A 10942-nucleotide genomic window follows, 5' to 3' on the forward strand; every position below is an offset into this window, starting at 1 on the left:
CGGGCGGCCTGGTCGTTTCATGATCAGGCCGCCTCCAGGCCGTCAACTACGACAGGCCGCCCGAACACCGCGTCGATCGCCTGCCGCGCCCGCTCATGACTCGACGGCACCAGGTGCGTGTATGTCCGCAGCGTGAACCCGGCGTCGGAGTGACCCAGGTACTCGGCAAGCTCCTTAATGGACACCGCGCGTGACAACAGCGTCGAGGCGTAGAAGTGCCTCAGCGCGTGCATCCCGTCCGCCCGGCCCCGGTGCTTGATCTCCGCTTTCCTGAACGCGCCCTGCCACACAACCTTGGTGAACAGGTCCCCGGAGTAAAGCCGCGCATCCTCACCGGTCACCAGCAGCCGAGCCGCCACCGGATCACCCTCACCACTCCGCCACGGCAACGTGACCGCAGTCGCCGGGAACAGCGCGTCGTGGCCGTCGATCTCCGCGAGGACAGCTGGGGAGACGGGCACCGTCCGGGACTTCCCACCCTTCGGCGGAGCGAACATCATCACGCCCCGAACCGTCTTGATCTGCCGCTGAACCCGAACCACCATCGCCGCCCGGTCGATGTCGTCGGGGGACAGCGCGAGGATTTCGCCTTGCCGCAGACCGAGCCCCGACCCCAGCGGAACTACGATCGAGAACCTGCCGGGGAGCCCCTTACGAACCGAATGCACCCGCTCTTCCGGCCACACCTCCACCTGTGGACTGCTGCCGATCGGTCGCCGTACAGTCTTGGCCTTGCACGGGTTGTCCCTGATCAACTTGTCGTCGATCGCCGAGTCGATCACAGCCGACACGAGCGTGAACAAAACGACCTTGTAGTTCTCGGCCCGCTTCTTGTCCTCCAACTTGCCCAGCCACTCACGGATCGTCGACGGCTTGATCTGCCCGAACTTCAGATCACCGAAATGCGGGTAGATCTGGCTCTCCAAGCGACTACCAAGGATCTCCCGCGTGGCAGGGTCGGAGGACTGGCCCTTAAGCCAGTTCTCCGCCTGCTGGCGAAACGTCTTCCGCGACGCATGAGGATCGATGTACTTGTCCTCGCGCTTGTCGGACTCCACTCCGATAAGGAAGTCCTCCGCGCGCTTCTTTTGCTTGTCCGGAAAGGACTTCGATCGTTCTTCCCCGTCCGGGTCGAGGTAGCGAACCTTGTAGCGCTGGCCGTTCCCGTACAGCTCGGTCTTTTCCAGCACAGGCTTACCCCGGGCGTTCAGGACGACCTTGCCCGTCTCCTCATCCTTCGCTGGTCGATACCAGCGATCTTGAATGTGTCCCATTGCGAGCCCTCCCCGTGAGTTGCCGAAGTTTCAGGCGGCTTGAGTTGCCCAGGCCTTGACCGAGGCAGGGTCATACCGAAGGTGGCGACCGATCTTGCGGACCGGCGGACCTTCCCCACGCCACTTCCACTGGTAGAGCGTCTTCACAGGCACGCCGAGGTAGGCCGAAACGTCCTCGACGGACCAGAGCCGATCAATGCTGCGAATGTTGTCCACTACTTCCCCCATGTCGTCAGGCCGCTTGCGGAGTTGCCGAAGTTTCTGGACCGTCTCCCGGTGGTCCTGCGGCCGCGAGTAGCGCCCGGTCGTATTCGGCCTTCCACGTGATCCGTTCCGCGATAGCCCGCATGACCAGGTGTGCGCGAGGTGGCACCTGCGGGTCATTGGACTCGACCTTGCGCCACATCAGCCGAGACGGTTCCGGTTCCGGCTTCTCGATCCCGACGACCGCGAGGGCCTGGCGCACGAAGGCTTTCCGGTCCGCCTTGTGGTCGACGAGCGTCTTGCCCGACCACTTGCGCGACACCAGCACCCGCCGACCCGGCAGCCCGAGCGTGGACCGGCGATGAGCCCTGCCTTTGCAGTGCCCCGGGGTCGTCCGCGACGTGACGCCTTTGGGCACGATCCCGTAGAGCAGCCACACCGCGCACCGAGGCGAACACGGCGTGATGGACAACTCCGCGTGCAACCGGTCATGGTGATCCCGCTGCCGTGCCGACGAGGCCTCGACGACTTCTCCCGTCGACTTGGTGAGGTACTTAGTCAAGTACCCGATGTGCCGCCCGGATTCTTCGGTGCCGCCGAGGATGCCCTTGGAGTGGACTTGCTGCCCAAAGGTCACGACGTGCGCGGGGTTCTCCACCTGGTCCACCGCGTCTTCCCACGACGTCAGCGGCTCCCGGGTCTCGGGGTCCACAAATGACGACGTGCGCATGTCCCACAGCGGAAGGCGATCGCCATAGATCAGTTCGTCGTGGTTGGGCCACCAGACCTGGTGATAGGTAGCCGCGGTGACCATCCGGACCGTCTCGTGCGCGATCGATCCCCGGACAGCGGTATGCAGGTGCGGAGCCGCCCGCTTCTGCGGTTCCACGGTGGCGAAGTATTGGGCGTCCCAGCCGACGACGCGGCGGAGGTTCTGCCACCACCGATCCACCAGCGCCGAGAAGTGCACCGCGTCCCGTGCCGCCCGCCGATAGTCATACGACGACGGATCGACCGGGGCACCGTCGTCGCGGACCCGGCCGTAGGTGTCGCAGGTGAGGGTGATGAACATGGAGGGCCGGAACTTCCCCGCGTACTCCCGACCCACCGTCGCCTTGGAAACCTTGCGTGTCGGCAGGTTCGGCGCGTCCTGCCGCCGTTTGGTCGACCGCTTCACCGCCTTCTTGGTGGGCAGGTCGATCGAGGGCAGCCGTCCGCGCATCCCGAGTTGCCGAAGTTCGGTGTCGACGGAGCTGATCTCCTCCCGCAGCTCGTCCGCTTCCACGTGGTCGCCGATCTCGACCGTGTGCCGGTACGCCTCGACCAGATCCGCCCGCAGCGTCAGTAGCTCCGTTTGATCCTCGCTCGGGGGTGCGGGGGTGAAGTCGGGTTCTTCGGTGAGGTGCCACCCCTCCCGGCACTGGACCTGCCGCAGGGCTTTCGCTTTCTTCGCGCACGACAGGCACACCGATTCCACCGTCGACCCACACGGCACCGGGACGTAGCGCAGTTCCCCGGTGTCGCGGTCGCCGACTTCCATCGTGAACGGCCGGACACACACCCCGTACTTCTCCGCCGTCGCTTTGATCACGTCGGCCGCGAGGGGCAACCGCATCCGGGCCGCCCGGGTCGTCTCGGAGATTTCGGCCGGCGGCGGGGTAGTGGCGCTGCTCATCAGGCCGCCACCTCCCCGCTGGACGCCCAGACATGCAGCACCGTCACCGACAAATCGTGTCGGGCACCGGTCGGCAAGTCGGGGAACGTCGCCGCGTCGAACGGCACCCCGGCGTAGACGTGCACCAGCAAGCCCGTGGGCAGCCGACCGGCCACATTCAGGTGGACGGAGTCCCCGGTCGGTGGCCGCCACGCTTCAACGGTCACATCAGCCAGGCTGCGAGCCCAGCAGAGCAACGCGGCACACACGTCACCCAGACCGGTTGCTTGCAGGTGGATCGTGACGCTCCGGCCGTAGGTAGCGATGTTGATACCCACTGGCGCGGCCAGGTCGTGGCGTTCCAGATGTGCCATGACCGCCCGCATCGGGGCGAGGATTTCGTAGGTGGTGGTCATGCCGCAGCACCACCTTCGTTGTCCTGTACCCGGAACGGCAGCACATCCGCCCGATGCGGAGCGGCACCGGTCACGTACTCCACCAGCTCGTCCAAGTCGATGTCGGTCACGTGGAACGCCCGAGCCCGCACCGGTTCCCGCCGACCGTCCTCTTTGACCCAGGCCACGCCCGGGGTGTTCTCCGAGATCTCATGAGCCGCCGCGCCGCGTTCCCGGACACCGTCGCCCAGGACCATGTCCACCTGTGTCTTCTCGTCGAGGCGCATGGCGATCCGGGTAGAGAACAGGTGCCGGAACGAGATGATCTCCTTACGAGGGTCCTGAAGAAGCCCGAGGACGCAGACCCCCGGTGCCCGTCCCTGGCTGGTGATGGTCTGCACGGCTCGTGACGCGCGCTCCCGCAGTTGCTTGTCCGTCTGGTAGGCGATGACGTCGGCCAGCTCGTCGACGATCAGCAGGAGGAACGGGTCACCGGTTCCGGGGTGCCACGCCCGTAGCCGACCCCGGTAGCGGGTGGCGCGTTCCTTGACTTCCGCCGCGAGTTCTTCGAGCAGCCCGACCGCAGCAAGCTCGTTGTCGAAGACGACCTTGTGGAACACCTCCGGTGCCTGCCCGAGTTCCATCCCGCCCTTGGGGTCGATCCCGAGTAGTCGGACCGCACCCGAGCGGATCAACGGAGCGAGTGCCCATACCACCGACCACAGCAGAGATCCTTTGCCCGCACCGGAAACACCGACGTTAAGCACGTGCGTGCCGAGCAATCGCAGCCGCCACAACTTCCCGTTCTCCGCCCGGCCGATCGGAACACGCTTCAAGTCCACCTTGGACTCATCCACCGCGAGCGAGGGAACCGGAATCGGACGTGCCAGCGGGTCACCGTGGACGAAGTCGAGTTCGAGGTGACCGGGCTTGCGAACGCGCACTCGGCAGGAGTTCGCCTTGAACGAGTGCGCCAGACCCGACGCGTGAAGCTCCCACTGTTCGGGCGCTTGGCCTTTGACCATCCGCACCCGCACCCGGTCACGCCAGCCATCCGAGCGAACACGGCCGAGTTTCGGGCGGTATTCCCTACCCCGCTTGTCTTTCGTCAGCTCCGACAATCGCGTCACTGTGCGCCACTGGTAGGCGTAGACCGAGAACCGCCGATACTCCGTCCGCGCCTGTGGGACCGCGATGCGGCGGAACGAGGGCCGGTGCAGCCACCACCACACCACCAGCGACACGACCACGCCGAGCACCACATACCCGAGGCCCCAATGCCCGAGCTTCAGATCCACCCACCCGGCCAGTAGCGCGGTGCCGAGGGTGAGCGGGTAGCGCCACACCAGCCGCCCGACCTGGTACGCCACCCAGGACAGGACGCAGGCCAGGAACACCGGGAACAGAACTACCTTGACCCAGCGGGGAAGCAGCGTCCACCACGGCAACCGGGGCCGCGACACTTCCAGCGGCGCGGGGTCAACCCAGATCGAACCGGTACGGCCGCTCATCGCCGACCACCCCGCAGCGGCGACACGGTGAGATCCAACGGCAACGCACCGAGACAGGCGGTGCATTCTGTATCGCCAGGTAGCAAGCGGGCGAAGCGTTTGCAGGTGGCGCAGCGCGTTCGGGTGACCCCCACTGGCGCTGGTTGGTTGTTATCGTCTAGCGTTTTCACTGTTCACTCCGTGAGGTTGTGGACAGCGCAGGAGCGGCGTGGTTGGTAGCCGGTTTCCGCTTCTGCGCCTTATGTGCCAAGCAATCCGAATGTGGACATGCGTCATCGCCACACGTCAAAACGTGCGTTTCCGTTGGTGCCTATGTTATTTTCTGTCTGTCTATTGTGGATTGAATTTGGTCTGCCCGCTTCTGATCTGCTCGGTCAGGGTCTCCACTTTGCGGCGTTCGTACTCGACCCAGTACAAAATCTCGTGATGGTGTGCCCGGTCGATGTCTGCCAGGCTCTCGTACAGACGCTTGTTTTCCTGATGAAAATGGCGCTGCACCACCAACGTCGACTCCAGTGGTGGACGTCGCCTCAGCACGTCACTGTGTGCTTGCCCCAACGTCTGCGGGGGAGCCGCCGCCTTGGTCTTGCTCGGTTTCGTCATCACAACCTCCCAGCGGACGAAACAGGATGGGAGGCGTGGGGACGGGCGGGCCGTCGAATCCTGCACCCGTCCCCACGCCGGTCAAGGTTTCGCCGCGTCCAGGTTCAGCGGTGCGACGAAAAGGCGTTCGTAGTACTCGGATTCGTTCTGCGGGTCGAGGTGATCGGCCAGGTTGTCCAGTGCGTCCCGCATGTCACGGAGAAACGCCAGGAACTCCGGCCACTCGTCCCGATTCCGAGGCGGCCCGATCACGACGCGGTCAGGATCGAGGAAGACCACCACCGCCGGTTGGTGCTGGATACGGCCGAGGATCTGCACGGCCGCCGCCGCGTTCGGTCCGGGCACGCATGTCGCGTTGAACGGCATTTCCCTGCTCCTTTGCTCGCTGGGAAAGCGCGTCCCAGTACTGCGATTGCTCATCGAATGCTTCTGCCGCAGCAAGAACCGCCGCCAGCACCCACCACGGAAGCTGACTCGCCGACGCGATACCCCGCCACGACGACGCCACCGCCCACGAGGCTTGCGACATGCCCCGAGCGGTAGCCGCGTCCACCTGAGGCAACTGACTGGCAGCCTCGGAAGCGTTGCCGTAGTGGCGGTACACGTCTTCCCAACCCGTCACGAGCGCCTGCGGAACCACCGGCGCGCTCGGCGGCTTGGGAGCGAACGCCGTCATCACGCGGCCTTGGCCGTCGACTCGCCCGCCGTGTTGGTGTTCGGACGTGCGGACTTGGAGTTGCCACCACTGGCCGCCGTCTTGAAGCCGCGTGCCCGGAAGGCATAGGACTGGTACTTGAACTCGCCGTTGCCCGCGACCTTGGGTTCTGCGGTCAGGCCGTCCAGTTCGATCGGCCGCATCCCCGGCAGGGCTTCCGCCGTCGTCGGTACCGGCTGGACGTCCGCCAGGAAGGTGACTTCGAACGAGGCGCGCTTGGCGTTCTTCTCGCTCGGGTCGGTCACGGCCGCCTTCCACTGCCGCTTGCCCGTGGTCTCGTCGATCCGTTGCCGCACCGGCCGACCGGACGCCTTGTCCTCCCGCGACTGGTACTCGTTGTCCGGTGACACCTCCCCCACCATCACCAGTCCCTGCGGGAACGCGTCGTCAAAGTCGATCTCGAACCGGTGTCCCTTGATGATCGCCATCTCGTTGTGTCCTTCTCGTAGTCCGTCCTGGAGACCCCTGTGAGCCACAACCTCGTTAGAGGTAGTTCTATTGAACCTGAGGATGCGTGATCCGTCAATAGAACTATCTCTAATCGTGCGGATGGACCATGATGAGCCGATACCGCTAGCGTTATCGCCGACGACTGAGGAGGACCACGGTGGGCACTGGCTACCGCGAGCTGGCCGCGATCCTGCGAGACGCGATCCAGAAGGGCGACTACGCCCCGGACAGCACCCTGCCCAAACAAGACGAGCTGGCAGCCGAGCACGGCGTCAACGTCAACACCGTCCGCAAAGCCATCGGCGCCCTCGAAGCCGAAGGCCTGGTCACGCCCATCCGCCGACGCGGCACCGTGGTCCGAGCCCGTCCGCCGATGAAGCGTCTCGGCACCGAGAGGTACGCCAAGAGCAAGTGGAAGTACGGCGACGTCGTCGCATTCGTCGCCGACCGCGAAGCATCCGGACGCGAATGGAACGCCACCGACCAGACCCAAACCGTCACCAGGGTCGAGGCTGACCGAGAAGTCGCCGACGCCCTCGACATCCCCATCGGTGAACCGGTCTACGAACGTGCCCGCCTGGTCAAGGACGCAGGGCAACCCACGCACACCCTGGCCAGCTACTACCGAACTGAAGACGTCGAAGGAACACGGCTGGTCGATCCGACTCCGGGCCCGGCCGGCCGGGGTGGCGGATTCCTCGTGCTCACCCTGCAAGGGTTGGAGCCGGACACCATCACCGAAAACTTCTACGCCAGGATGCCCACCCCCACCGAAGTCGAGCAGCTCGAACTACCCGCAGGCGAGCCCGTCATGGTGCTCCAGCGCCGCACCGCCACCGCAGACGGCCGAGTCGTCGAGTTCGCGCGTGGCGTCCACGCCGCCAGCCGCTTCTCCTGGTCCTATACCTTCAAGATCCCCGACTGACACCGGAGAAGCACCCATGCCCGAGCCCAAGACCACCCTGCCGGACGAACTCCGCGCCGACGTCGAAACGCTCTGGGACTACCACAACATGCACCACGAACTCCGGCCCACCGACGTCGGCATCGGACTCGGCAGCCACGACCTTGGTGTCGCTACCTATGCCGCGGAGCTGTACCACTCTGGCATGTTCCCGCTCATCGTCTTCAGCGGCGCCAACGCTCCCACCACGGTTGAGCGGTTCCCACGCGGCGAGGCCGTCCACTACCGCGAACGCGCGCTCGAACTCGGCGTGCCTGATGATGCGATCCTCCTTGAAACTGAAGCTCGCAACACTGGCGACAACATCACCTTCACCCGCCAGCTACTCGCCGACAAAGACATTGCAGTCGACTCAGTCACGCTCATCTCCAGGCCATACCAGCAGCGACGCGCCTACGCGACATGCAAGAAACTGTGGCCAGGCATCGACGTCACCTGTGTGTCCCGCCCACTCTCGCTCGACGAATACATCGCCAGCATTGGCGACGTCGACCGAGTAATCAACATGCTCGTCGGCGACACCCAACGCATCACCGAATATGCCAAGCTTGGCTTCGCCATCCAGCAGAAAGTTCCCTTGGTGATAGGTAATTCATGCGAGCGACTCATGCAAAAGGGATATACCAAGCGCTTAATTTAATAATGATGCAAATGCAGTAGGCTCGCAGGAAGCCTTACCGTATCAGTCCTGTTATTGCTTCCAGTATCAAGACGGGGATCACCCGTAGTGCCTGATCAAGGATGTGCTCTATTGCGTTTGCGTCCATGGATCGATCGATTCCAATAAGTTTAGACCAGGAGGCGGGCTCGTATCTTGCCATCATTGATAGCGCAAAAAGCACTGCCCACCATGCCATTATTGGATGAAGGGGCGAGGTCATTCCTCCTATTCTGGGGAAAATCCACCAGTCTTCCTTGCCTCTGTATCTAATGCCTTTGCTCTCCCTGGTCGCCTGAAGGAGGTCTGGAAATTCTTCTCCTGCCTTACCCCAGAATACTGGCGCCACGGCTAGGTTGCTTGGAGCAGGCTCCCAGCCCATTGGCTCATGGTTTTCATAAGGGTATTCACAATCGGCAAGGGATGGGTAGTGTGACAGAAAATCTTTGACTTTTAGTTGGTCTTCCCTGCAGTGCAATCGCACGGACCAAGGTATATTTCCAATAAGTATCTTATTGCAATTCGGGAGGTCTCTTGCCCATCTTGTGACACTGGCGATCGATAGTGCTCGACGGTCTGACTGGGTTGCTAATGGAACGGAAGAGGACTCGGGTAGGGCGGGCCATATATCGCCAATTTTGATCTTCTCATCTGGTCGCAAACACTCCACTCCTAATGCGAGGGCAACCCCTGGCATTAGGCCTGTCCATCCAGCCTGAATTATGATCTTGTCAACCCGATTTACGGACGTGTGTGGAGCTGTAATGCCGTGCCCTTTTAGTTGCCAGGGGACGTCGTGGGCTTTCATGGCGCCATCATTTTGCTTATCGGGAACTAGAATCTCGACGGGCAAAAATTTGGATACAGCAGCTATTGCTCGGCCTCCCTGGGACAGCGCATAGAACAGTTGGAGCGGACGGGTGGCATAACCCGCACCCTCCGCTGCAGCCATAAATTGTTGTGCCTGCTCTAGGGAAGACTGGAATGTAGAAGCGCGGTTGGGGTCGTTCGACGCGGCTCCTGGTGGTCTAACTCGTAACCCACGAAGTTCGCGCCATATGCTCGCCTGGTCAGGTAGAAGCAAGTCTCGATAAGTACTCACTACCACACCCCCGATCAATTCTAATTGGATACTATGCGGGACTTGTCAAGCTTCAGAAGTACGGATGCCGGATTTCCGGCAGGAGATCGCGCGGCCTGTACAGCTGCTTTTAGGATTGGTGGCAACATCGATACTGCCGCAGCTAGGGGTGATCCCGAAATCGTCCAAACTGCAGCGGCAAATCCGAAATCGATGTACTCCATTGGGCTAATTCGTGCCTTAATCGAAGATGTTCGACTTACTTCACGGCGAAGATCGCTTATAAGCATCTCGACCCGCTCAACTACAATGCCCTGCGCTTCACCTGGCTCGACGTTTATGGGTATGAGTTCCCCAGATACGACTTTCGATATGCTTGAACGCCATTCGGCGAAGGAGTCTTCATCGCTACGAATGGAGAATAGGGTATCGATTTTTTGCTCGTCCAAGGATGGGGCCATAACATCATTCATTGAGTTGATAAGTAATGCGTCTCTGAGTCTGAAATCTAAGAACTGTGCTTTGCGTATAGAATTACGCAAGAGTGCGAAATCGGAATCTGCAACTGCCAGGAATCTAGACTTGGAACGATCCGCGATTGTCATAATCGTATTAAAGTACAGAGATGGAATCTCTGATTTGCTCCGATTACTATCTTTTCCTATGTATCCTCCCTGTCCGTAAACTGCGAAGCCTCGAAAACCGTCACCGGAAGCTGGAGGTAAGCTCCATGCTGTATTCATGATTTTAATAAACTCGGGGTCGTCTATATCGCGACGCACCTGCGACCAAACCTGCTCCTCGCCAGACTTCCAGTATCTGAGATGCGGGACTAGAATAATCCATTCTGCCCTAATTCCGCGATCTAACTCGGACAGTATGGCCAATGCATGTCCAATAGATTTTCTATTTTCCTGAGTCGATGCACCATGGAATCCAATCTCATTAGCTGCGTCAGCAAGGTTGACGGGAATGATCCCCATTCCGTCTAATGTTTTATACATCTCAGGGGCACGAAATGAACCCCTTCGACGATACATCCATGCGTCTAAGGGGCAATGGACGATAATCTGATCGGCATACAGCAGGGAGCTTGGCGAGAAGCTCAATAATGCGTCAGCCAAGGCGGGAGACACTTCAGCGCCAGGTGCGTTAAAGGTTGCACTTCCACTGTAATGCCGCACTACGTGTGGCTCTAATGGCGGAACTTCATAGCTATGGTAAAACTCTTCGACTAAGTCAGCCAGATCGCTAAGTTCAGTCTCCGACAGTATATCTGCGCTCCAAGGACCCCATACGCCTTCAAAGTAGCGGTCCAAAACGTCAAGGATTGTTTTGTTGACAGTATCAATCATGTGCCACCATTTTCATAAAGGCTGAAATTGGGCCCCTTGCCGAACTTGGCTCTATGGGATCAAGGCGCGCCGCCAGCG

At 61.4% G+C, this 10942-nt stretch carries 12 protein-coding genes; 2 read left to right on the forward strand and 10 right to left on the reverse strand.

The features are described from left to right. Positions 1-23: 23 nt before the first annotated feature. From VGP60_RS15430 to VGP60_RS15465, 8 genes are all read right to left on the reverse strand, one after another. The gene (locus VGP60_RS15430; RefSeq protein ID WP_327548681.1) at positions 24-1274 is read right to left on the reverse strand and encodes a site-specific integrase; all 1251 of its coding nucleotides are present in this window, start codon (positions 1272-1274) and stop codon (positions 24-26) included. A 30-nt stretch (positions 1275-1304) separates the two neighbouring features. After that, positions 1305-1490, reverse strand: a complete 186-nt coding sequence (locus tag VGP60_RS15435; protein WP_327548682.1) for a helix-turn-helix domain-containing protein — start codon at positions 1488-1490, stop codon at positions 1305-1307. Positions 1491-1506: 16 nt separating this feature from the next. Beyond that, positions 1507-3153, reverse strand: a complete 1647-nt coding sequence (locus tag VGP60_RS15440; RefSeq protein WP_327548683.1) for a replication initiator — start codon at positions 3151-3153, stop codon at positions 1507-1509. Beyond that, complete coding sequence (locus VGP60_RS15445) at positions 3153-3548, reverse strand: hypothetical protein (protein ID WP_327548684.1); 396 nt, start codon at positions 3546-3548, stop codon at positions 3153-3155. Before VGP60_RS15445 ends, VGP60_RS15440 begins: the two co-directional genes overlap by 1 nt. Next, positions 3545-5038 (reverse strand): FtsK/SpoIIIE domain-containing protein, encoded by a 1494-nt coding sequence (locus VGP60_RS15450; RefSeq protein WP_327548685.1) that lies wholly within the window; start codon positions 5036-5038, stop codon positions 3545-3547. Before VGP60_RS15450 ends, VGP60_RS15445 begins: the two co-directional genes overlap by 4 nt. Before the next feature lie 330 nt (positions 5039-5368). Beyond that, a complete protein-coding gene (locus VGP60_RS15455) occupies positions 5369-5641 on the reverse strand; it encodes an AMED_5909 family protein (RefSeq protein ID WP_327548686.1) in 273 nt (90 codons plus the stop codon). An 81-nt stretch (positions 5642-5722) separates the two neighbouring features. After that, positions 5723-6007: a hypothetical protein gene (locus VGP60_RS15460; RefSeq protein WP_327548687.1), complete on the reverse strand. Its 285-nt coding sequence runs from the start codon at positions 6005-6007 to the stop codon at positions 5723-5725. Between the two features lie 309 nt (positions 6008-6316). Then, the gene (locus VGP60_RS15465) at positions 6317-6784 is read right to left on the reverse strand and encodes a hypothetical protein (protein ID WP_327548688.1); all 468 of its coding nucleotides are present in this window, start codon (positions 6782-6784) and stop codon (positions 6317-6319) included. Between the two features lie 179 nt (positions 6785-6963). Here VGP60_RS15465 and VGP60_RS15470 point away from each other — a divergent pair, with 179 nt between their 5' ends. Continuing rightward, on the forward strand, positions 6964-7731 hold the full coding sequence (locus VGP60_RS15470) for a GntR family transcriptional regulator (RefSeq protein WP_327548689.1): 768 nt from the start codon (positions 6964-6966) through the stop codon (positions 7729-7731). Between the two features lie 16 nt (positions 7732-7747). After that, positions 7748-8410 (forward strand): YdcF family protein, encoded by a 663-nt coding sequence (locus tag VGP60_RS15475; protein ID WP_327548690.1) that lies wholly within the window; start codon positions 7748-7750, stop codon positions 8408-8410. A gap of 34 nt (positions 8411-8444) precedes the next feature. Here the strand turns inward: VGP60_RS15475 and VGP60_RS15480 are convergent, their stop codons facing one another. Both VGP60_RS15480 and VGP60_RS15485 read right to left on the reverse strand, forming a co-directional pair. Then, the gene (locus VGP60_RS15480; RefSeq protein WP_414640356.1) at positions 8445-9536 is read right to left on the reverse strand and encodes a YaaC family protein; all 1092 of its coding nucleotides are present in this window, start codon (positions 9534-9536) and stop codon (positions 8445-8447) included. A 14-nt stretch (positions 9537-9550) separates the two neighbouring features. After that, positions 9551-10864 (reverse strand): hypothetical protein, encoded by a 1314-nt coding sequence (locus VGP60_RS15485; RefSeq protein ID WP_327548692.1) that lies wholly within the window; start codon positions 10862-10864, stop codon positions 9551-9553. Positions 10865-10942: the final 78 nt, after the last annotated feature.

Source organism: Amycolatopsis sp. (assembly GCF_036008905.1).
In the GTDB taxonomy this organism is placed as follows: domain Bacteria; phylum Actinomycetota; class Actinomycetes; order Mycobacteriales; family Pseudonocardiaceae; genus Amycolatopsis.